At 37.7% G+C, this 20,679-nt stretch carries 25 protein-coding genes and 1 pseudogene; 3 read left to right on the top strand and 23 right to left on the bottom strand.

All coding sequences use genetic code 11. The annotated features are described in order from the left end of the window. The 12 genes and pseudogenes from JCM15907_RS09355 to JCM15907_RS09405 form a co-directional block, all read right to left on the bottom strand. Positions 1 to 874 (bottom strand): annotated as a pseudogene (locus JCM15907_RS09355) (conjugal transfer protein TraG); the annotation flags it as partial. Beyond that, a complete protein-coding gene (locus tag JCM15907_RS09360; protein WP_025843591.1) occupies positions 871 to 1,185 on the bottom strand; it encodes a hypothetical protein in 315 nt (104 codons plus the stop codon). The pseudogene JCM15907_RS09355 and the gene JCM15907_RS09360, both read right to left, overlap by 4 nt. Next, positions 1,185 to 1,463 carry a hypothetical protein gene (locus JCM15907_RS09365; RefSeq protein WP_025843592.1) on the bottom strand — a complete coding sequence of 93 codons (279 nt, stop codon included), beginning with the start codon at positions 1,461 to 1,463 and terminating at the stop codon, positions 1,185 to 1,187. The genes JCM15907_RS09360 and JCM15907_RS09365 overlap by 1 nt, the downstream gene beginning before the upstream one ends. Before the next feature lie 48 nt (positions 1,464 to 1,511). Next, positions 1,512 to 3,041 carry a hypothetical protein gene (locus JCM15907_RS11775; RefSeq protein ID WP_148297513.1) on the bottom strand — a complete coding sequence of 510 codons (1,530 nt, stop codon included), beginning with the start codon at positions 3,039 to 3,041 and terminating at the stop codon, positions 1,512 to 1,514. 158 nt (positions 3,042 to 3,199) lie between these two features. After that, entirely contained in the window at positions 3,200 to 3,484 is a 285-nt protein-coding gene (locus JCM15907_RS09375; RefSeq protein ID WP_025843594.1) for a virulence factor, read from the bottom strand. 478 nt (positions 3,485 to 3,962) lie between these two features. Beyond that, the gene (locus JCM15907_RS09380) at positions 3,963 to 5,399 is read right to left on the bottom strand and encodes a type IV secretory system conjugative DNA transfer family protein (protein ID WP_025843595.1); all 1,437 of its coding nucleotides are present in this window, start codon (positions 5,397 to 5,399) and stop codon (positions 3,963 to 3,965) included. After that, positions 5,396 to 6,445, bottom strand: coding sequence for a hypothetical protein (locus tag JCM15907_RS13075; protein ID WP_051522465.1), 1,050 nt, complete (start codon positions 6,443 to 6,445; stop codon positions 5,396 to 5,398). Before JCM15907_RS13075 ends, JCM15907_RS09380 begins: the two co-directional genes overlap by 4 nt. Then, positions 6,442 to 6,996 carry a DUF5712 family protein gene (locus tag JCM15907_RS12490; RefSeq protein WP_051522466.1) on the bottom strand — a complete coding sequence of 185 codons (555 nt, stop codon included), beginning with the start codon at positions 6,994 to 6,996 and terminating at the stop codon, positions 6,442 to 6,444. The genes JCM15907_RS13075 and JCM15907_RS12490 overlap by 4 nt, the downstream gene beginning before the upstream one ends. After that, entirely contained in the window at positions 6,997 to 7,311 is a 315-nt protein-coding gene (locus JCM15907_RS09390; RefSeq protein ID WP_025843596.1) for a hypothetical protein, read from the bottom strand. 17 nt (positions 7,312 to 7,328) lie between these two features. After that, positions 7,329 to 7,550 (bottom strand): BfmA/BtgA family mobilization protein, encoded by a 222-nt coding sequence (locus JCM15907_RS09395; protein WP_025843597.1) that lies wholly within the window; start codon positions 7,548 to 7,550, stop codon positions 7,329 to 7,331. A gap of 282 nt (positions 7,551 to 7,832) precedes the next feature. Continuing rightward, positions 7,833 to 8,408: a recombinase family protein gene (locus JCM15907_RS09400; RefSeq protein ID WP_025843598.1), complete on the bottom strand. Its 576-nt coding sequence runs from the start codon at positions 8,406 to 8,408 to the stop codon at positions 7,833 to 7,835. A 317-nt stretch (positions 8,409 to 8,725) separates the two neighbouring features. Next, the gene (locus tag JCM15907_RS09405; protein ID WP_025843599.1) at positions 8,726 to 8,962 is read right to left on the bottom strand and encodes a hypothetical protein; all 237 of its coding nucleotides are present in this window, start codon (positions 8,960 to 8,962) and stop codon (positions 8,726 to 8,728) included. A gap of 634 nt (positions 8,963 to 9,596) precedes the next feature. Here JCM15907_RS09405 and JCM15907_RS09415 point away from each other — a divergent pair. Genes JCM15907_RS09415 through JCM15907_RS12915 form a run of 3 tightly spaced genes read left to right on the top strand, consistent with a single transcriptional unit; the run spans position 9,597 to position 10,864 of the window. After that, positions 9,597 to 9,824, top strand: coding sequence for a hypothetical protein (locus JCM15907_RS09415; protein WP_025843600.1), 228 nt, complete (start codon positions 9,597 to 9,599; stop codon positions 9,822 to 9,824). A 37-nt stretch (positions 9,825 to 9,861) separates the two neighbouring features. After that, positions 9,862 to 10,611: a ParA family protein gene (locus JCM15907_RS09420; protein ID WP_199897243.1), complete on the top strand. Its 750-nt coding sequence runs from the start codon at positions 9,862 to 9,864 to the stop codon at positions 10,609 to 10,611. 52 nt (positions 10,612 to 10,663) lie between these two features. Further along, positions 10,664 to 10,864 (top strand): hypothetical protein, encoded by a 201-nt coding sequence (locus tag JCM15907_RS12915; protein WP_148297514.1) that lies wholly within the window; start codon positions 10,664 to 10,666, stop codon positions 10,862 to 10,864. Positions 10,865 to 11,134: 270 nt separating this feature from the next. On the opposite strand, the gene JCM15907_RS09430 is transcribed toward JCM15907_RS12915, so the two are convergent. From JCM15907_RS09430 to JCM15907_RS09480, 11 genes are all read right to left on the bottom strand, one after another. Further along, positions 11,135 to 13,321 carry a hypothetical protein gene (locus JCM15907_RS09430; RefSeq protein ID WP_025843602.1) on the bottom strand — a complete coding sequence of 729 codons (2,187 nt, stop codon included), beginning with the start codon at positions 13,319 to 13,321 and terminating at the stop codon, positions 11,135 to 11,137. Between the two features lie 11 nt (positions 13,322 to 13,332). Beyond that, complete coding sequence (locus JCM15907_RS09435; protein ID WP_025843603.1) at positions 13,333 to 13,779, bottom strand: hypothetical protein; 447 nt, start codon at positions 13,777 to 13,779, stop codon at positions 13,333 to 13,335. A gap of 13 nt (positions 13,780 to 13,792) precedes the next feature. Further along, complete coding sequence (locus JCM15907_RS09440; RefSeq protein WP_025843604.1) at positions 13,793 to 14,353, bottom strand: hypothetical protein; 561 nt, start codon at positions 14,351 to 14,353, stop codon at positions 13,793 to 13,795. Continuing rightward, positions 14,350 to 14,568, bottom strand: coding sequence for a helix-turn-helix domain-containing protein (locus JCM15907_RS09445; RefSeq protein WP_025843605.1), 219 nt, complete (start codon positions 14,566 to 14,568; stop codon positions 14,350 to 14,352). The genes JCM15907_RS09440 and JCM15907_RS09445 overlap by 4 nt, the downstream gene beginning before the upstream one ends. Positions 14,569 to 14,580: 12 nt before the next feature. Continuing rightward, positions 14,581 to 15,096, bottom strand: a complete 516-nt coding sequence (locus tag JCM15907_RS09450) for a M23 family metallopeptidase (RefSeq protein WP_242396890.1) — start codon at positions 15,094 to 15,096, stop codon at positions 14,581 to 14,583. A 32-nt stretch (positions 15,097 to 15,128) separates the two neighbouring features. Then, a complete protein-coding gene (gene traN, locus JCM15907_RS09455; protein WP_025843607.1) occupies positions 15,129 to 16,241 on the bottom strand; it encodes a conjugative transposon protein TraN in 1,113 nt (370 codons plus the stop codon). Then, positions 16,238 to 17,203 carry a conjugative transposon protein TraM gene (traM, locus tag JCM15907_RS09460; RefSeq protein WP_025843608.1) on the bottom strand — a complete coding sequence of 322 codons (966 nt, stop codon included), beginning with the start codon at positions 17,201 to 17,203 and terminating at the stop codon, positions 16,238 to 16,240. Before traM ends, traN begins: the two co-directional genes overlap by 4 nt. After that, a complete protein-coding gene (locus tag JCM15907_RS09465; protein WP_025843609.1) occupies positions 17,190 to 17,825 on the bottom strand; it encodes a hypothetical protein in 636 nt (211 codons plus the stop codon). The genes traM and JCM15907_RS09465 overlap by 14 nt, the downstream gene beginning before the upstream one ends. Before the next feature lie 4 nt (positions 17,826 to 17,829). Next, on the bottom strand, positions 17,830 to 18,600 hold the full coding sequence (locus JCM15907_RS09470) for a hypothetical protein (RefSeq protein ID WP_025843610.1): 771 nt from the start codon (positions 18,598 to 18,600) through the stop codon (positions 17,830 to 17,832). Then, on the bottom strand, positions 18,600 to 19,148 hold the full coding sequence (locus JCM15907_RS09475) for a hypothetical protein (protein WP_025843611.1): 549 nt from the start codon (positions 19,146 to 19,148) through the stop codon (positions 18,600 to 18,602). The genes JCM15907_RS09470 and JCM15907_RS09475 overlap by 1 nt, the downstream gene beginning before the upstream one ends. Positions 19,149 to 19,159: 11 nt before the next feature. Further along, positions 19,160 to 20,679 (bottom strand): VirB4 family type IV secretion system protein (locus JCM15907_RS09480; protein WP_025843612.1); only part of this gene is annotated, 1,520 nt, incomplete at its 5' end.

Below are 20,679 nucleotides of genomic sequence, written 5' to 3' on the forward strand. Positions count from 1 at the left end.
GAAAGTTCTCCAACTCCTCATACTTGCGTTTAATCTCGTGGTCAAACTCTCGATGACGCCCGAAATTTTTTACACGCAGTTTGAGGTCTTCGTAATACTTTCGTCCATCAAACCGCCAAATTTGATTGACGATGTGATTATAGGGTAAATGGACTCCGAGCTCTTCTAACACGGACATATAGAGTCCATTTCCCCCCTTAGGAAGCGTTGTATCTTTGGTGGGATAGTTTATTTTGTCGGGAAGGTAGTTCTCGTGGCACAAAGCAAAGAGAACACCCTCTTTTTCTCCTATGTGCAGCCTTTCGGAAAAATGTATGTCTCGTATGCCTCCATCATCATACAATCCATTGGAAAGTGTAAAGAGCCAATGGTACAATTCTTCACGTGCTACCTCTCGTACAGAAACTCCTTTTTGATTAGAGAGAATAGAGACGGCTGTCTCTACGCTCTCTAGAAAGATCGAAACTTGTTCTTTCTGCGCTTTAGAGAGTTGATCTTTATACTTGAGTGGATTAGCGATATAAGAAGCCTCTAATCCTACCACAGAAGGAAGGGTAAAGGCTAATATCGTCCGATGCTCTATATATTCTCTACCAGAGAAATAGCAATCCTCCGCCTTATTGAGAAAACTATCCCCCAGCTCTGAAGAATAGGAAAATTGTTTCCGTCTATATATGTCTTGTCGGTGAACAATTCCCTTTTTTATGTGTGCAAAAGCTCTAAAGAAAGAGGATTGATATTGCTCTATATCCTCTTCTGACAAAGTATAAAATTCTGGAGTCGTTAGCTCATAAACAACGGTAAGACAACCATCCTTTGTTAAAACAGCTCCATCCAGCAATTCAAAGATTCCGTAGGCTTGTTCCGTATTCATAGCTTCTTTCGTTTCAACTTCGTAATATCTGAATTGGAAAGCGTTTTCACGACAAGGTTATCTTTATACCCCCTTTTACCCGACCGCATAATGAAGAACAATCGTAATCCAATGAGTAACGAAAAGGCAATTGTAACAATGAAAAAAATCCGCCCCAAACGAAATTCGCCTCGCACAGATGCCATCACCAACCCTATGGTCATAGCAATAATAACAGCACCTATTCCAGAGTAGAAATAGAAATACTTCTGAGTCATACCCCATATTTTAAGGGGGGCTTCTACACCTTTGTGTACTGTATAACTCTTCATCAGATTGAGAGTTTTACATTATTAGCTATATAAGCGACAGCAGCTGATAAAATAGCAAGACCGACCACCACATAACCAATAACCCAAAGCAGATTAATAAGCCCTTCTTTTCTCGTCCCTTGACCATCCTTATCCACGATTTTATCGAAGTTCATGACTACACCAATAGCCACACCGACCACTAATAAAAAGGCAATCATAGGCACACCATACTGCGACAAAAGCGTATTGATATTCCCTTTAATACCACTTCCAATTTGCAAAAGAACTAAATTCATATGTCACTTATTTAATTTGATTTTCAACGCAAAAATATAGTATTTCATTTAATTAGCAACATTATCATCCTCGATTTTCCACCATTTGGTTACAGTAGTACGACTAAATCCCAGCTCTCGAGCACAATCACTCTTATTGTTATTCTCAGGATTCGCTTTGCGCCACTCCTTTATCCTTTTATACTTAGGACTATTTGCAGCAGATACAGTACTTCCCTTAGGTCTACCGTTATTATCATCCCACTTTGTTCCCTTTTCTTCTTGAAGTATATCCCTACTTACTCTTGCTATCTTCAAATGCAAAGGCTGTTTTCGTCCGTTTCTTCTATTAGTTGGAAGAGTTAATCCTGTAAGTCGCTCGATCCACGCCTTCGGGAACGTGCAATAATTTTCTTTATAAGCATACAGAGCGTCCTCTGCATCCTCTTGAGTAAAATGGTTATCCTCACTCTCGGTAAGTTTATCCATCTGCTCTACTAAGCCCTGCAAATCTTCGGTAAGCTCCTCTTCGCTGATGTCACATTTAATTGCATACATTGCAAGGGCTAAGAGACAGAAATAACGATGCCCAACTTTGATTTCTGTAAACGGACTGCGGAGGGTACGTAACCACCAATCATACAACGCTCTCTTTATATGCCATCTATTTTTTGTTTTATCCCCTTGCACAATTACTCTCTCGTACCATTCTGGGTACAATTCACTCGCCTTTTGTTTTGATAATCGATGGGGATTAAAAACAGAGTGATCGCATCGATTAACCTCTTCTTCCGAAAGACGAACTTTCTCTTCACAAAAGCTATTCAAATCATGGATAGAATAGCTTTTTACTGTGTCATCAAGAAAAGCAGCTACATTCACCCCCTTTAATTTTGTTGGCGTATCAGGCATTCGAAATCCCTGAAATATACTCTGATACTGTCGTTCTTTTAGTGTCGAAGTATACATATTCCAAAGTACGTTAGTTAGTCCTATCTTCAGCTTATTCAGTACAGGAACAACATCAGAAAATAAGGCTATAGGTTTCTGTAAAATGTAATACAGGTGTAAACCGTGGCCACTATTGCTAATGATATTTGGAGCAGGTAAAAAACCCTTTTTAATTTGATGGTTCAAATCGGCAATCTGTTCCATACCGACCCCATCAAGGTCAAATGCTAAAGCATAAATATACCGTGCATTCTTTACAGTTCTATTGCGACCAACATAAGAGATTGGGCTTCCAACCACAAAAGCCTCCAAAAGGATCTCATCATAGCGAGAAAAATCATCCGTAATCAAAAAAGATTTACTTCGTTGCTCTCTTCTAATTCCCACCAAAATAGCGTTATATCGAAAATCATACTGCAAAGGATATTTTATTTTGGCTTCTACCTTCTTCTTCTGCATTGCCTTCAGCCACCACTTATATTCTTTGCTCTGAGTTTCCTCAAAATAGTACTCCGTATTAATGTAAGAACGATAATAAATATAATCCCAGAAGCTAACCAAACGAATAGGTTCATACCCCATACCATGGAGAAGATATTCACTCCTCTTATAAAATAATACTACAGCTTTCTTTTGTTCTAAATCCATAATTATATACCTAAAATATAGATTAAAGAGGATATGCCTCCTCGTCGCTACGCTCCTCGTCGGCATATCTCCAGTGGCGTTATATTATCAATATGTTTTTTTTGAACACATCAAGTAAAAAGGGGGGGGAAGACTGTTCCTTCCCCCATGAGCAAACCTTAGTTCAACGCAGGCATAAGATCGTTATTATCCTCAATTCTGAGCATTCGAACATCTTTAGCACAAGTAGCAAACCAAGGATACTCTTTGGCGAGCTTTTGTACGGCAAGAACACACTTAACGGCATCAACAGTTTCATCCCCAAAATAGACACTCCCCTGCTGGTGACTAAACCCAGACTTTGCCATAAAATCTCGCACGATTTTGTAAGCTCCATGATACGTACTACCATCGTAGCACTCATTAAGACAATTCGTATCCAAATCAAAAACTATCGCGTACATATTTCTATATAATTACTCCTAGTTTATCACAAATATATCATCTTTTTGTCATTCTGTCTTATACTCATAGTTTTTTTGCGGTTGAAAGAGGGAGGTAAGCTGAGTTTCACTTGTGCTGTTTTCCTACAGACTCTTTCTTCGACATTTTTTTTGCGTTTATCAGTCGGTCGGATCGCTTTCGTTTCACGGAGCTTACAAAGGAGGAGGGCAAAAGATCTGGAACGGCAAGGTTTGTGTAAAAAATACGACCACTTAGGGGTGGAGATTTTTTGCACAACACGAAGTGTTTAACCTTGACAAAGATCGCCATCCCTACCTTTGCTCCGAGAAACAAAGCGAAAAGCCATCGACTATAAAAACATATTGTGGAGAAGAAAATCAGAGACAGGAAAATAGCACTTCTAACAAAAAATTCCACTATAAGGGGCTTTACCCCCTATAACCCTCAAGGTTTATATCCCTCCATGTGCATACCTACTTACAATGAGAGTACTCGGTGTAATATATTGGTGTAGTTACCTTCGACTTCTTCAGGAAGAATATAACGTACTGCAGGAGCTTTATCTTCTTCTTCTTGGTACATATCAAAATGCAAACTGAATCGTTGCATATTGGAATGTGCGGTAACTCCTACAAATTCGCCACTTTTTAGCTTCGTAAAATAGTCGGTTTCATATACATCTTCCCGATGGGTAGAGATTGTTCGACTTCGGTTCGCCCCTCCCTTACTACTACCTCTCGTCTGCGAGGTACGCATCTTATCGTATTTACCAAAAAGACTGGGATAGGTTTTCAAAGCCTCTATATCTTTAGTTCTTCCATAGAACTGATTGCCAAAATTGGCTTCTATGCTTGACCTATCAAGACGCCCATACCTTTTTTCTACCTTAGATGCACTCTGAGTTAGAAAAGTAAAACTACACTTGTATTCTCGCAACACAGAGGGCATCTTCTCAAAATCAGAGATCCGAAAGGTCGTTGCCTCATCAAAGAAGTACACGAAAGGAACTTTATTATCCATTGTAAACCGCCTTGATGAAACAGAAACCATAAGTGCAATAATCGGAGAGAGTACATTTTCGATCTGGTAACTATTGACCACAGAAACAAGTTTTGGTTCTTCAGGATCAATCAAATTAAATCGAAAATCACTGCCAGAAAGAACATAGGCTATCTGTTTATTGAATGCAAGAGGACTGAGGAGATTTGTAAGCGAACTTAGGTAGCTGGACTGAGTCTTTGGGCTATCCTTTGCATCAAGAAAGGCAGAAGCCAAAATACGAGCTTCTATACTATTCTCCACAAACTCTGTAATCCGTGCAGCTCCAGCCGAACAGGCATAAATACAAATGTGAGGAATAGTACAGATCTCTGGGAAACTTTTATAGAACCGAATGGCAATACCCTTTAAGATTCCTAGAGCTCCATTAAACCACTCATCCCTTTTCATCTCTCGCCCCTCTCCATTGTTGTAGGCCGAGAGCAAGTCATCGATCACCTGAAGAAATAGGTTCTCATCAAGAATAGAAGGATCAATTGGGTTCGTTCGATGCGTCCTATTGAGATCCATAAAAGAGAGGTAATAAAAGGCATAAGGGTAGCCTGTTTTCTTGACAAAGTGGTGGGCAGTATTAGTCAAGTCATAATCTTTATAATCGTATATAAGGCCAGCAAATTTAGCCTCTATATACTGCGACAAAAGGGGCTTTCCAATTGACTTTGTCTTCCCACTATTAGCCCCGCCATAGACCAAAAAGTTATCGAAGGGATCTGTAAATTTGAGCGTTTTATTCCCTGCCTTAAGCAAAAAGCAGTAATTACTTTTTGCAGTATTTACATCGTTACTACTCGGGATAAGTACTATTATTAGAATGATTAGAAGCAAAACAGCAAGAGCAATAAGTAGATAAGTCATAGTTCTTTTCCTCCTCCTAATATGTTGCGAACAGAAGAAAGCACAATATTTTTAAGTGCGATCTTCGGGTTAATAATCATTTGTATTGCCTGTTTTGTCTTGTAGGAAACATGTTTCATCGTATGTACTTCCTCGAGTCCCTTACTATCAATCGACCCTTTCACCCCTTTTTGTATCGATCTATTTATTTTTGACGATACAAGATGGGACTGTGGAGCAGAAGAATATATATTATGACTCTTTGTATCATGAATCTTATTCTGCATATTTTTATTGTGAGCTACAAATGCTTGGATAGGATCTACTCTAAGAATATAGTTCCCTCCTGCACGCTCAAAAGATATAAAAGTTCTATCCTGCGATGCTACTTTGTACCCCCTTTGTTTCATTGTATCTATAAATTGCCCCATCGAGCGACTTTGCTTCAAACCTTCTCGGATAGGGGCATGTTCTATCTTAGAAATGATATTCTCCCATTCCCCTTTACTATAACGAAAAATTTTCCCAAGGGAAACCTCTACATCCCTTTGAGTATCATACACCGTCATATATCGTTTTTCTACACCATGATAAGTATAGGTATACTCATTCATTTGTAACCCATGGCCACACTCATCTTTATTACCTCTCACCTCAAAAATATCTAAGCGACTCGAGATGCTACGTATAGTATCAGAAGAAATAGGGGCAACAAAGGATTGTAACCGATACTCAGTAATATAACACGTCTCTTTTCCCTTTGTATAGATACGTTTGCCCTCCTCCTTTGTAACAGTCCATCCTGCGTTCTCCACGACTCTATTTAAGGCACGTACAGAGGGAAAAGATTTACTTGTAAGGAGTTCTCGAAGCTCCTTACTATAAATGTTCCTAAGAGCTATTTCACGAGAATTATTGACTTTAGGAACGACCTCTTTAGTTCCAAATTTGTAACCATACTGTGTTGCAAATTGCGCAGCGCAATTTTGTTTCCAGAGGGTATGATTAAACCCCCTTTTCATCTCTCGCCCCTCTCCATTGATCCACTCATTACCCCGACTTTTCACTGTGGGGATAACTTCGTTGTTCCATCTTTGCTCTTTCTTGAGACAATAACATGTACGTGCCAATTGAGTCCCTCTTTTAGGGCATCTATTTTAGCTCTACCCATCTGAACCTCCCTATCATCGAACTTGTATCTTCTCTCCGTCTCGATCTTGGCATAATAGAGAAGATCTTCTCCACCTCTGATGCCCCCCCTCCCGAATGAACGAGCGTATTCATCCATACAAGACCGTGTATAGTCTTGTAACTTTTCGGAGAGGGTCTGTCTATCTTCTTCGGTAAGCTCCTCATTGCTCTTTACCTGTCGCCCCAATAAGTGACATAATTCTTCCTGCGATGGATTGATTGACAACATATAAAACTTAGCATCTTCACTCCCTAGTTTTGACTTGTTGTTATCGATTTGATTCATTACCTGAAACATATCAAAAGAATCTCCTTGAGTATGACTAAAGAAGTCTCCCCCTTCTTTTGAGAGATAATTCACCAAGGCAAAGCAAGATCCTGTATTGCCTCCTCGCACCTCCTTGTTGCTATGAACCCGAACAAACATTTACAAGAGATCTTTAATCCGTTTTAGAGCCTGCTCTAAAACGGACTTATCGATACGCTGATACTGAGGATCAAATCGATCTGCCTCAAACTTAGTTTCTAAGTCCCCTATGATTTTGGAAACGAGAGAATCAGAGTTACCTCCCTCTCCTGAATATATTGTAACCTCAGATGGAGTTATTTTCAGACGCTTATTTTCTTCTTTAAGTTTATTGGCTTCTGCTTCTAAATCCTTATATCGACCTATCAATTCTTGCACCTCTTCGACCCTTACATAATCGCTTTCATTGACAGGTAATGAATCAGATTGCAGCAAGAATTCTCGAATAGCTTCTAACTGAGTACTCTGTTTTTTTCGATACCTCTCATAACTTCAATGATCCGAGAGGCTGCTTTTTTCACCTCCTCTGTAGGAGGAATTAACGAAGTCTCCGGAACTATTTTTGTAACCTCAAAATAGGCTATCATTTTTTCTACATAGTCATTATAGGTACTCTTACCTTTCAGCCGATCGAGGCGTACTTTGACTGTGTCATCAAGTTTTATTACCGCCATTTTTCTTTCTATTATGATACATCGACAAAAGTAACTAAAAAAGGTATTTATACCAATAGGTATACCATATAAACTCCTATAAAAAAGGAGTTTATATGATATTTTTATACTGTAATTATACTATCGAATACCTTTTGAAACAGCTATTATTTTAATAATCAGCTATTTAGTTCTATATCATTGGGAAGTGCCCAATGCCTGCTTGCTCATCCTCTTAAATTCGGATTCACTTGCTACCACAAGCCATAAGGAGAGGGACTTTGCCCCTCTCCTTACCTCACCTCAAGGTTTATATCCCTCTATGTGCATACCTCGAACTTTATAGTAAGTAGTTCTTCCAACACCAACCGATAAGCATGCCTTTTCGATCGAGATCTCCCCCTCAGAAACCATATCTGTAACCAACCTACACTTCGCCAAAATGTCCTTACTAAACCCCCTCGGTCGCCCTCCTTTTCTCCCTCTTTTTCGCGCTGATTCTAATCCTGCTTTAGTACGTTCAGAAATGATTCCTCTTTCAAACTCAGAAAGAGCAGCGAATACTACAAACTGAAACCTTCCTGCTATTGTCGATGTATCAATACTATCTTTCAAAGAGACAAAATTTGCTCCTCTATTTTGTATGTATTCTATATCTCTCAAAAGGGTTACAACACTTCTTGCTAGTCGATCTAGTTTCCAAACAACAAGAGTATCCCCTTCTGATAAAATACGTAAAGCCAAATTTTTCTCTTCCAATTCTAATACCCCAGATACCTTTTCAAAGAAAATCTTATCACACCCAAACGCGTGTAAAGCCTCAATCTGCATTTCCAGGTTTTGCTCCTCTGTACTTACTCTCGCATACCCTATAATCATATTTCCTTCATTTTTATATCAGAGGCAAATATAATTCTGTTCCCTAAAACGTATGTACTCTAAACCTAAAAAAGGGACAATGAAAAATAAGCGAGTTTCTGCTATCTTTCCACTGTACAAAAAAACGATCGTTTTAGGGAACAAGAATTATTGCCCAAAAACAACTACATTTGTGGTCAAGTTCGGGCAACGCTGAGGAGCGACCCGAGACCAACGAGGTGCAAATCTCAAAAGACTACCCACCTGTAAGAGTGGGTAGTCTGTTTTTTACTTTTGTACGCATTTTTCTACTACGGGTGGAGATAAAAACATCTGCCTTATTTTTTTCGTATTGTTGTAATAAACTCACTCCAAGCATCTTTTTGTTCCTCTGTCAAATCATCATACGATTTAATGGAAAAATCCTCAAAAACCTCTCCCCAAAAAAAGTTTGGAATAAGAATAGTCTGCCAATCTATCCAATCCAAGAAGCTAAGCCCCCCACATAAATTACTATCATCTTGCTCATGCTGCTTTCTTAATTCTTGGATTTTTTCTTTTGAAATTGTTGTCATAATTGCACTTGCTTTAATTCTTAATCGCCCTACAAGGATACTACTTTTTTCAAACAAACAACACCCAATCTGCTAAAGAACAAATAATTATAAGATATTATTCTCTTCGTTATTATTCCAAGAGTGAGCCAAGTGAGCTTGTTTCTGGTTTCTCTCTTTCTTATGTTTTAGCTGATTGTTTAGAGTTGTCATAGTTTTATCTTGTTTTATTCGTTATTATTCCTGTCGTTCGCCTTTTGATCGCTGTTTCTATGCAATACATATTGTAGCGAGAAAAGGCAAGGCTTTAGGAAAAAATACTACCCCTTGGGGTGGAGATTTTTTTCTAAACGACGCTTGGCCTTGCAAGTCGCCCAACGAGCGGAAATAATTTTGCAGAGAAACAGCATCAAAAAGTAAGGCGATGCAGGAAGAAGAATAAAACACCGATAAAGACAACTCGAAAACGCTTAATCAGTGCCCCGAAAACATAAGAAAGAGAGAAAGAAAATAAGAAATATTGAGGAGCTAAGCTCCCCACCTCCCAATGTTTATATCCTATCCCTCTATGTACAAGACTATTGCATATATTACAGAATATACTACCTTTGCAGGAAAGCATTATTGCAGTAAAAAAGTAAAGTAGTAAAGTCGTATGAAGAAATTCGTTATCAGTGTTTTAAGGGAAACCATATCCGACTTAAAAAGGCTTATACTTCTCGAAGCTCACAAATCCAAAAATGAAGAACTTATGGATAGATTTCGTTTACTAGAAAGCGAAGAGGATACTCTCATAGAGCAAAAAAAACGCTTAGGATTCTTGAAAAGAATGACCCAAGCCTCATTCTTTTATTTTCGAGTGATCAAAGCTCTTGGCCAATAGCCCAATCCCTAAAGAACAAATTAATCAGTGAGAATATATTATGAATGTGATCTCTATTATCAATCACAAGGGGGGAGTGGGGAAAACAACCACGACCCTAAACTTAGGTGCTGCTCTTGCCATCGATGGGAAACGAGTTCTCATGATTGACCTCGATGGGCAAGCCAACCTAACTATATCTGCAGGTATTAAAAACACTACAAAAACGATCTACGAAGCATTCAGAGGCGATATAGAAAAGTTGCCTATTCTATCTAATAAAGAGGAGCTACATATAGTACCAGCATCACTAGATCTACAAGCACTTGAGGCAGAACTTATGGGAGAACCTGGCCGAGAACTTATCCTAAAAGACCTATTGAGTTCTATTGAGTCTGAATACGATATAGTACTCATTGATTGTCCTCCTGCATTAGGATTTCTGACCCTGAATGCACTTACAGCATCTAGCCATGTTCTTATCCCTGTTGAAGCTGAAGCATTAGCCTTAAAGGGTATGACGAAGCTCTTGCAAGTGGTGGCAAAAGTGCAGAAACGACTTAATCCACAACTATCAATTCTCGGTATCGTAGTGACTAAATATGACAGCAGGAAGGTACTCAATAGAAATGTACACGATAGCATTCAGAAAGATTATCCTGACTTCTTGATGAAGACAGTCATTAGGGACAATGTTTCTCTCGCAGAAGCCCCAGCCATTCAGATGGACGTACTACACTATTCTCCAAAAAGCTATGGGAGCTTAGACTATACAGCATTAGCACAAGAAATTACAACAATACTCTAATACATAAAAAAGTAATTACTTTTCATCGTAATTACTGCAATCAATAAAGACTATGACAAAAAAGAAATTTGGCTTTGACGCGATGTTGGAGGCGTCTGAAAATACCGATAGAAGAGAAGATAAAGAAGAACAATTCCCACTAACAATACGCATCCCCAAAGAGTTACATAAGTCATTACGTATTTATGCTGCCAATAAAGGATGTACACTCCGAGAAGTCGTTATCATTGCTCTGAAAAAGGAGCTAGAATAATAGCCCAATGTAAAGCCCTCCAATGTGAATTCACATTGGAGGGCTAATTCGTGTATTTTCAAGAAATAAGGTTTACTTTTTTCCTTAAGTCCTGATACCCCAATACTACAAAAATTCCTTGTCTACATTTGTTGGATTGTATTATTGTCTCACCGTTATAATAAACTCACTCCAAGCATCTTTTTGTTCCTCTAGTTTTTTTGCGTTTATCAGTCGGTTAGGTCACTCCTCAGCGTTGCCCGAACTTGACGATAGTGTCCTCAAAGTCATCTAATTCATCCGTATTTTTTTGTAGAAATTTTCGGTCCAATAAAATAGCGTTCCAGCCTTTTGAAGTTCTTTTCGATAGATAAGAGCATCTTTTATAATTTCAATATTATCTTTCCCTTCAAGTGAAATAGATACTGATTTTAATTCTTTCCAAAGTACAGCAACAAGGTAATCTCCTGTATTGTATCTCGTCCACTCTATCGGAATATTTTTTTTATTCGCTATGTTTTGTTTTTCGTTCAAATTTACAGTAAACTCCTTTTCTCTAAAAGGATGAGTAACAAATTCTAGTTTACTTTTCCCAATTTGTTTTTCTTGAAAAGAAGCATTAAAATATTTTCCTGGGTTGCGAGGATCGCTATCATATACATGTAATAAGATATTATTTTGCTCAGCCTCAAGACTTATTTTCATTGTTGTTCCTGTATTTCTATAGTCCATCTTTTTAGTTAATTGAGGGTCTGAATAGATTATAGGAAGAACATTATAAATATACCGTTCTTCATCTGCTTTAAGCGTGTTATTTCCCCACCACATCGCCTTAGAAAATAAGGTTTTTAGATGATTCAAATCTTTTGCATTTTCAGGTATCTCATATTTTTCATTAAACCTCTCTTGTCTATTTTCATCACGTACAAAAAGAGGGGGATTTTTTGTATCTATTGGTATCATTTCGATTTTAAACTGCACATAGTATTTGTTTTCAAACTCTATGGAGTACATATCAGAGTGATAAACATTTCCATATTCATCTTGAACAGACAAAATAAAGTTTGTTTTTCCCTCTTTTGACTGCGTAAGCTCTAAATCGAACTCTTGAGGGACTGTACCACTCGCTATCTTCACCTTATTGTTATTTGTCCTTCCTAACTTAATCCCTTCTTTATCATTGATTAGAAGGCTCATGCTAAAACCATTTTGTTCTGATTCAGGCATTACATCAAACCAACAATAAAATTGGTTTTGTGAATCGTCCTCCCCTTGAATATAGAATTTTCCCCCATGAGATTCATTTGACACATTGGTTTGGAATTTCCTATTCTCAATTTTTGGGAAAGATATTTTTACTTTGGCTTCAAAATGTATTTCATACACATCACTTGTGTATGTATTACCGTAGGAGTCTTCCACTTCTAACTTGAATTTTCTAACTCCTGGTCTTTTGTTTGTAAATTCAAAGAAACACTTTCTATCTCCTGTTTCAGATTTAAGAGAGACATATTCTTTGTTTCGCAGGGAATATGTGTACTCTCCTTCTTTCATCACTACAGAGAAATCTTTATCCTCTCCTAAAACTTCATAGCGTATTTTATAAATACTTGTTTGGTCTTCAAGATTGACAATTCTAAGGAAATCTATTGGTTTTACAGGAGTGTTAGGTGAGTAACTTTCTTTGAACTTAAAAGAAGGAAATTCGACCCTAGCCTTTGTTTCAAAAGTTAGTTCATAGATTTTACTCTCAAAGGTGTTTCCGTATTTATCGGTTACAATAAACTGAAACTTAGAAGTCCCTGGTTTATTATTCTGTACCTCAAAAAGAAATTCTTTTTGACCTAATCCATTAAGCAATTCAATACTTTCTTCTGGATTAATAGCTCTTTTATCGTTGTCACTAGAAAGAATCCACATCGAGAGATCTTTTCCATCTAGGAAAAGGACCTTGAGAGAGTACTTATTTTCTCTATCGGATTGGTTGTTTAAGATTAGAGACTGTTTTAATGGAATATTGACGTTAGGGCTAAAGGTCTCATGAAAGCTATAATCAGGAAAAACAACTTCTGTTTTTGCGACTGCTGAAATAGAAAGTTTGATTTCTTTTTCAAGCAATTTGTTTTTCACCTTTATTGTTACTTGGGTTTCACCTACTCTGGAAGAATGGTACTTTATTCTCAAATTTTTGACTTCTCTTATTTCTATACTTTCTCCGTTAGTCATTTGTTTATCGGAGAAAAAAACTTCTCCTTTTTCTTCATCAAAAGAGAAAAAGATAGTATAAAGAGGTTCTTGTAGCTGTTGTGTAATTATAAGAGATGTTTCTATGTTTTCCCCCACAGCAACGTTAGAGAAAATTGAATCGGATAAAGAAACAGAAAACTTATAATCTCGAAGCTCGGCATCATTTCTTTTACACCCTATTGATGCAAACAAGAATATAAAAAGTAGTGTTATTCTAATTATGTATTTCATAATAGCTTCTTTTATTTTTGAAAGGTTAGTTCATAGATTTTACTCTCAAAGGTGTTTCCGTATTTGTCTGTCACAACAAATTTCATTTTATGAGTACCTTCCTGCGTTGTATAAAAAAGAAAAGGGAGTTCTTTTTTTCTTTTCAAGTTTGGGAACACTTCAATATCTATCCCATAATTCAGGGCCCTTGCTCTGTCTTCAGGATATTTGAAAATCCACATAGTCATAGGATTATTCGGGAAATAAATCGCTTGCAGATAATAGCTATTCTTTCCTTCTTCTTGGTTTTCAAATACAATTTCCTCATAATATCTTGTATTTATTTTATAGCTTTTGTTTTCCTCAATTTCAGGAAAAGTTATTTTGCTTTTCCATTCTCTTCTTTCCAGTTCATTTACTCTCTGGCAAGAAACCATAGTCAACACTAATAGTGTTGCAATAAAAAATACTGTTTTCATAGCTTGGTGTATATTAAAAGATTTGCTTTATACCTATTCCCATTATTGGAGCAATAACCTCTCCATTTGAAAATGGGAAATACATCATTCCCACTTCTGCAGAAATTGCCAAAGTTCCTAAAAAATATTCGCCTTCTATTTTTGGAGCAAATATCAGACCAAAAGAACTTTTCTCTCCTTTGGAAACTTCTAAATAATTTTTTTTCAATTTCTCTTCTAGCCCTCTCATATTTTCATACCCTCCTCCTAAATCTAGGCTTAGAGATAAATAAAATGGAGATCTCTTTAGAAAGGTGTAATCTCCAGCTATAATAGCAAAATAATGATGAATAGGATGCTTCCCTATTTCTGGGAATCTTTTATAAGTTTCCATAAACAGCAATTTCCCTCCTATTGTAAAATCGCCATTTAAGAAGCGAAAATATTTTACTGCTAAGCTCTTTCCTACTTCATCATTTAATATAAGTCCGCCATTTACAGCTATCCCCCAAAAACCTTTATTATGTTGTTGTGCATTTGTAAGTTTTACTGCAATAATACAAAACAGCAATACTGCAAAAATTAATTTCCTCATACATTGGTAAAATTTGAAAAGATTAAATTTAGGTCTACTCCTTGATCGCGGAGGTATTGTAGGTAACGAACAATCGTATGGCTATCATCTAATTCTCGCTCAATTGTATTTAGACGTTGTGGAGTTATCCCTAAATGTTTCGCAACTTCAGACGTAGGAATATCTAATGCTATCCTACACCCTTTTATTTTGCGCCCGATTTCTCCTTTTTTCATAATCCCTCATTTTTATTTTATTCTGTAAGTCATAAACTTTTTAGGGTCTATCGATACCCCATTTTTGCGTATTTCATAGTGTAAATGGTTGCCTGTAGCTCTACCTGTCGCTCCTACAAAACCTATAGCATTACCTTTATGAACAATACTACCTACCTGAGTATAAAGATAAGTAAGGTGCGCATAGTAGGTTTCAAATCCATACTTATGTTGTACTATAATCGTCTTACCATAGCCACCTTTATTTCCTGCAAAGGAAACTTTACCTTCTGCGGTACAATAGACCGCAGAAGCATATTGAGAGGCTAGATCAAGTCCTGAATGGAACTTCTTGGCTCCATTTATAGGGTCTTTCCTATAACCAAATTTTGAACTCTCTCGATATGTCTCTTTCAAAGGTACTCCAAGGGGAATATGTCTCTTTGCATTACTGCGTAAAACAATATCGATCACATTTTCTATATCTTCCCAATTGTGCGCACGCGTCAAAAGATTATCGATAAGTATCGATTTTTCTTGACTTCGCATAGGTAATAAAGAAAAGAAGAAAAGAAAAAATATTAAAGCTGTTCGCATTCTTCTATATCGACATTTTCAATATCAAAAACAATATGTCTTCCCCCTCCTTTTTCGTTGATTTCAATACGAAAAATCTTATCATCAGAGAGCGAAAACTTATCAAAGGCTACAATATAATTTAAAGTGTTTTTTGCCTCAATACGCCTTGTGGTATGATTATACCCAAACATTTCTTTTTTTTCTTCATCTTGAGAGGCGGTAAGCTTACCGACCTTCTTATCAGTAATACTGTAACGAATATAATCTATATCATAGGGTATATTGGTTTTATTGTTGATAGAGACAACAAACAGAAGAGCATCTTTATAGATTGCTATATTTTTTATGGTAAAGACCATTCCTAATCTCTTCATACCAAGATTGTAGAACTTCTGTTTTCGCTCCTTTAATTGCTTAATCACATCACTCTTTTCCCTACTATTAATTCGATTATCCGTGAGGATTACCTGCTGCACACCTTCTAATCTATAAAGTAATATCTCTGGTTCTGACTTATACACTAGATTATAGGTATAAAATGTTCCGTCCTCTGTAGTAAGGCTCACATTTGTTTTCCCCTCAAATTTTTTAATTGCCTGGAGACGGAGAATATTCTCGGTATTCTCCGCTCTTCTCCCTTCTACCACTTCATCTCCCCAATCGATATAGACAATCTTTTTAGGGAAAACAATGTGCGTCTGAGATGCATCGCTCACTTCTAAGGTTACAATTGCCTTTTCGGGCATTGTACTCTTGGGAAATTTATAGAAAGTTCTTTCTAAATTCTTTTTATACGACACATCGAACGTATAAAAAAGTCCATCTTCGGTCGCAACACTCACGTTAGAACGTTCTCGAAAATCCTCTGTATTGGCTTTTATACGGAGGATATTTAAAGCTTCAGAAGGAGATTCACAAACAACAAAATCGCTTACCGATTCGTAGTATTTTACGGCAACAGGAAATACCAAATGTACCGTTTGGCTGTAGTTTACAGCAATAGGAATACTCTGTACCTTCTGAAGCTGCGCCTCACATACCACAATACTAATTGTGAAAATTAGTGTTAGGGCAATTATCTTTTGCAGTAAAACTGTAAAACATCTTTGCATCATTGCAGTAAAACTTTATAGTTGGATTTGATTGTGATGGTTGGGCGTGCCTGTTTCTTCTGCATCGCCCCTTTTGCGACAGATTCTATAACCTGCACTGTACCATCCACCACGGCTGACCCTGTTGCCCCTATTGTGGCATTGCTGACGGCCGTAGAAGTAGCATCGCTTGCAATCTCTGCAGTGGGATTGTCGGGGATATATATCCCTGCCAATCCGTCTCGATCATACACCGTTTTACGGAATGGGAGAATATCATTCTTTATTCGAATGCTGGAAATATGCACCTGTAGGCGGTTCTTGCTTAATTCAACCTGCCCAAATAAGGGAGTTCCCTTTTGGAGAAGTGTACCGTCTGGCAATACGACATCTTGCGACAAAATAAGCTTCAAAGTTCCCCCACTTTTTACCTTCTGTTCTCCTGAAACTTTAGCTTCAATGGTATTGCTATTTGTCTGATTAGAAGAGCTGGAAAAAAAACGAGATTTTTTCTTCGGGGCTTCTTCTTTTTGAGGAAGGACTTCTTGTTCCTCTATAACAACAGGAGAGGATACTTCTTTTTGTTGAGTTTCTAAAATGCTTCTTTTTTGAGGACGAGAAGGAGCGACTTCTTGATAGGAATAATCGGGTGTTGGATTATAGGAGTTGTCCGCTCTACTTATAGAGCGCAACTGTTCCTGTAACCGTCTTACATCATCATCTTCAGTTGTTGCCACATAATCTTCTGATAAAATTCGCTCGGCCTCTAAAAGAGCTGGGAAATCATTAGAAGAAGGGCTGCTCTCTTGTTGCTGAAGAATGTCGTCGATGGTAAGGTCACTCTGTTCCTCCATACGAACCGAAACATCTTCTATCTTATCTTCCTTCGATGAAGAGAAGATAAACAGCATAATCACAAGGATTATAGCTATCCCCATCGATGCAAAGATGATTATCTTTGCCTTATTAGCTCTATCTATTTTCATCAGTTATAAGTTGTTCTATTCGTTGTTGCAAAGAGGAGAATGTATACCCTGTGACATTCTCAGGGAACTGAGGAGTTGTAGAAACAAGTTCTCCTTCTGAATGTATTCGGTATTGCTGCCGTCCCGAAGGAGAATAGACTGTTAATATTGAGGTAAACGAAACAGTATAGGGTTCATTCTTCCCCTTAATATCCCCTATCTTTTCTATTTGTGTGCGGTAAACAACATTATTATTTACCGCATCCGAATAGGCTTTGTCATTATTATACTTCGCAAAAATAGCATTCAAATCCTGCTTATTGATGTAGAAGTGCGCTCTAGCTTGATTGAGCTTTAGATTGGTTGCCGAAAAGCTATTAGCATACTCCGTCGCCAATGCACAGGTGTTTTTAATTAGTGCTGAGAATAATTCTTCACGATTATATATTTTGGTTTGCACGTATTCTCCACTTCTATCAATCACGACAACTTTAGAAAGGGCTGTTAGTTGTACTGAAAATCCCCACAAGAGTACGAATAAAACAACCACCCCAGCAAACAAGAGAGATAGCTTCAGGATTCTTACACTCTGCTTTTTTGCTTTCTGCAAAGCATCTAATTCATTCAAGATATTTTCTTTCATACGATTATACTAATTGCCTCACATACCCTGCTGCCTTTCCTAGTAGAAACAGCTTGAAAATAAAGGAGAAAATAGCTGTGAGTAGATTCGTTTTCGATTCCATCCCCATCCACTGCGAAAAGTTAATCGATAATTCATCGGCGAATGTACTTGCGATTAGAAAAGCTGGGATCATCATATAACACACCAATAAATTCTTCAAGAATGTTTGTGTGTAATGACGTGTCGATTCATCAATCCAAGCAAAAACCGCAAATGGTGCTATAATTTGCAGAAGAAGAAGATATAAATATCGTCCTGCGGCAAACATGTAGAACAGATACTTTTGCGCTCCAAAAAAAAGAATATAAAGCGTCATCGTAATCTGCTGTGTCACTCTCATAATAGCGGCTTCGATAAAATCGGCATCCGATACTTCTTCCTCATACTCTTCTATATATTGCATCATCTCCTCAGTAACACTATTATTCAATTTACCTGCGTACCTCGCAACCATTTCATCTTGAAATAGACCTAAAACCTGTTCAATCACTTTGAAGAGAGCCGGAGCAAGAAGTATCGCAACGACACAATATATATACACATAGAAGAGATTGAAGAAATGACGAGCACTAGCAGGTTTTTCTCCATCCGAAAACGCCTCTTTATAGACCTTAATAAACTTATTGACTACAGCAAAAACCGCAACCAATGTTGCCAACCCTACAATTATCTGGGAAGGCTCTGTAAGGCGTAGCCCTTGATAAACTGATTCAACTTCTTTTAGTACGTCCATTATTCCGACAATCGCTCCAAGATTCGATAGTTACTATTGTACTCATTAAATCGTCTTCTCTCACTTCTGAATTTATTCATTGTCTTTTTTGTTTTGTCATCGAGATCAAGAATAATTCGCAACCGTTCCCCTTGCGATATTTTTTCATAGGAGGACAAAGTCGTTTTTAGAAGCTCTATATAGGCTGTATTTTCATCAATAATCTCATTGATTCGCCTTTGATAGGTAGAAAACATCTTGGCATTGGATATATCTGTTCTTTTTAATTCCTTGGAAATATCAGAAATCATTGTAACCTGTCGATTAAAGATATTCTTCACAGCCTTTGCATTCTGTATTGCAGACGAAATTTTTGTATAGACTTCGATACTTTCTGTCATAATCTTCTTTGTCTCCTGCAACTCCTTACACTGCCTAGCGGATTCAGCTAATGATTTAGCCCATCCCATCTTGTTTACCGCTGTTGCTGTAGGATCGGAAACAACAAGCTGTGCCATAGACCAGAAAGAAAATAATGAGAAAATAAGTGCGAAAAATACTTTTTTCATATTTTACTACTTTACTTTTTTACTGCAATAATACTTTCCTGTAATGTCGCTCCATTTGAAACTCTCTTTTGTAGATCATTCCAAATTTCGCCATCAGTTTGGAAGGCTAGAAACTTCTCTGGAGATAACTCCAATCGAACCACTGTAGCGTAGTTGGGAATAAATCCAATGTACAACTCAGAATAGGGACGTTTCCCCGAGAAATCATTCTTCCCTGACTTCATGAGTGTAATTTGTGCTTCACTCTTAAGATGGAATCTCTCAATTGTTTGATCATACACAACATCATTTGTCGGAAGTACAAAAAGAAGTTGGGTATTAGAGATAATACCCTGTGTATACTCGTTATCAGGTAATTGAGCTGGAGACTGTATCACAGTCATAATTGCCCCATTTTCCTTTCTCAATTTCTGATAACAGAAAGCAACCGTAGAATGAATATCTGTACCACTATGCTTATCCTTGATAGCTTGTGCTTCTGCGTATTCGTCGAATACAAGCATGCCTCGTACACTTCTATCCGAAAGGATTTTACTTTCGATTGTATCGAAAAGAATAGACATAATAACTGAGACAAGGAAGGGATCTTTCTTGATCTGAGTTAATTCAAAGACGACAAAGTCTTTATTGAGAATATCATTCTCTAATGTGGATTCCTTACAAACATTCTCGTAGAACCCTCCTGCCGTGAACTGTTTACAGTTATGGAGGAAGCTCGACAGATCAAAGTATTCTCTTTGTATGTCCAGCACCTCATACAACCGCTCCCCCGCCTGCTCTACATAGTTGTAAAAACTTGGGAAACTATGCCCATGGCGCACGGTATTGTAGTAGTCTTCGACAATTTTTGTCAGAGAGACTACTTGTGCAGTATCTTTCAAGATCGCTTCATTGCGCCAGAAAACCAATATCAGATTGACCAAGGTTTTAATCTTGTCTCGATCAGGTTTTCCGTCAGGTACGTAAAACGGATTGATCCCTAACGGCTCTGTACCGTTGTAATCGATATGGAGGGACTTCTCAGGGTAAAGCTGGCAGAGTTGGTAAAAGCTCTTTCCGAACTCTACCACGATAACCTTTACACCCTGTTCTAAGTATTGTTGTACAATGTTCAGGGTTGCGACCGATTTACCTCCACCGGTTGATGCTACCACAATGGCATTGCGCGCAGGGATCCGCTTTTTTGATTGATCCCAAAGATCAATCTTCAAGGGTACTTGATAGATGCGATCATTGAACCAAATACCCTCGTCATCTCCCTTCTGTGCAGTATATACAGCATTAAGAGCTAAAGAAGCCTCCAAATCAATAAGAATACTATACCCATCCTCTAAAAGAGCTTCACGCCCTATTATAGAGGCTAAGAACAGCTTATATAATCCCTCGTGTGAGGGAATATAGAAGTTGAAATCAGCGTTACGAAGGATCTCCTTTGTCCGCTCGATGCCTCTTTGTAGTGCTTCGCTATCCTCTTCCAAGAGTAATACGTTGTAATGATACCGACATAGGGTATCATTGCGCATTTCTTCCT

Source organism: Porphyromonas gingivicanis JCM 15907 (genome assembly GCF_000614585.1).
GTDB classification, from domain to species: domain Bacteria; phylum Bacteroidota; class Bacteroidia; order Bacteroidales; family Porphyromonadaceae; genus Porphyromonas; species Porphyromonas gingivicanis.

Excerpts from the sequence above, each read along its gene's own strand:
- JCM15907_RS09435 (WP_025843603.1), bottom strand. The coding sequence starts at position 13,779 with ATGAAAACAGTATTTTTTATTGCAACACTATTAGTGTTGACTATGGTT.
- JCM15907_RS09405 (WP_025843599.1), bottom strand. The coding sequence starts at position 8,962 with ATGACAACAATTTCAAAAGAAAAAATCCAAGAATTAAGAAAGCAGCAT.
- JCM15907_RS09450 (WP_242396890.1), bottom strand. The coding sequence starts at position 15,096 with ATGCGAAGTCAAGAAAAATCGATACTTATCGATAATCTTTTGACGCGT.
- JCM15907_RS09365 (WP_025843592.1), bottom strand. The coding sequence starts at position 1,463 with ATGAATTTAGTTCTTTTGCAAATTGGAAGTGGTATTAAAGGGAATATC.
- JCM15907_RS09430 (WP_025843602.1), bottom strand. The coding sequence starts at position 13,321 with ATGAAATACATAATTAGAATAACACTACTTTTTATATTCTTGTTTGCA.
- JCM15907_RS09415 (WP_025843600.1), top strand. The coding sequence starts at position 9,597 with ATGAAGAAATTCGTTATCAGTGTTTTAAGGGAAACCATATCCGACTTA.
- JCM15907_RS09445 (WP_025843605.1), bottom strand. The coding sequence starts at position 14,568 with ATGAAAAAAGGAGAAATCGGGCGCAAAATAAAAGGGTGTAGGATAGCA.
- JCM15907_RS09440 (WP_025843604.1), bottom strand. The coding sequence starts at position 14,353 with ATGAGGAAATTAATTTTTGCAGTATTGCTGTTTTGTATTATTGCAGTA.
- JCM15907_RS09375 (WP_025843594.1), bottom strand. The coding sequence starts at position 3,484 with ATGTACGCGATAGTTTTTGATTTGGATACGAATTGTCTTAATGAGTGC.
- JCM15907_RS09470 (WP_025843610.1), bottom strand. The coding sequence starts at position 18,600 with ATGGACGTACTAAAAGAAGTTGAATCAGTTTATCAAGGGCTACGCCTT.
- JCM15907_RS09475 (WP_025843611.1), bottom strand. The coding sequence starts at position 19,148 with ATGAAAAAAGTATTTTTCGCACTTATTTTCTCATTATTTTCTTTCTGG.
- JCM15907_RS09360 (WP_025843591.1), bottom strand. The coding sequence starts at position 1,185 with ATGAAGAGTTATACAGTACACAAAGGTGTAGAAGCCCCCCTTAAAATA.
- JCM15907_RS11775 (WP_148297513.1), bottom strand. The coding sequence starts at position 3,041 with ATGGATTTAGAACAAAAGAAAGCTGTAGTATTATTTTATAAGAGGAGT.
- JCM15907_RS12490 (WP_051522466.1), bottom strand. The coding sequence starts at position 6,996 with ATGTTTGTTCGGGTTCATAGCAACAAGGAGGTGCGAGGAGGCAATACA.
- JCM15907_RS12915 (WP_148297514.1), top strand. The coding sequence starts at position 10,664 with ATGACAAAAAAGAAATTTGGCTTTGACGCGATGTTGGAGGCGTCTGAA.
- JCM15907_RS09465 (WP_025843609.1), bottom strand. The coding sequence starts at position 17,825 with ATGAAAGAAAATATCTTGAATGAATTAGATGCTTTGCAGAAAGCAAAA.
- JCM15907_RS09400 (WP_025843598.1), bottom strand. The coding sequence starts at position 8,408 with ATGATTATAGGGTATGCGAGAGTAAGTACAGAGGAGCAAAACCTGGAA.
- traN (WP_025843607.1), bottom strand. The coding sequence starts at position 16,241 with ATGATGCAAAGATGTTTTACAGTTTTACTGCAAAAGATAATTGCCCTA.
- traM (WP_025843608.1), bottom strand. The coding sequence starts at position 17,203 with ATGAAAATAGATAGAGCTAATAAGGCAAAGATAATCATCTTTGCATCG.
- JCM15907_RS09380 (WP_025843595.1), bottom strand. The coding sequence starts at position 5,399 with ATGACTTATCTACTTATTGCTCTTGCTGTTTTGCTTCTAATCATTCTA.
- JCM15907_RS09395 (WP_025843597.1), bottom strand. The coding sequence starts at position 7,550 with ATGGCGGTAATAAAACTTGATGACACAGTCAAAGTACGCCTCGATCGG.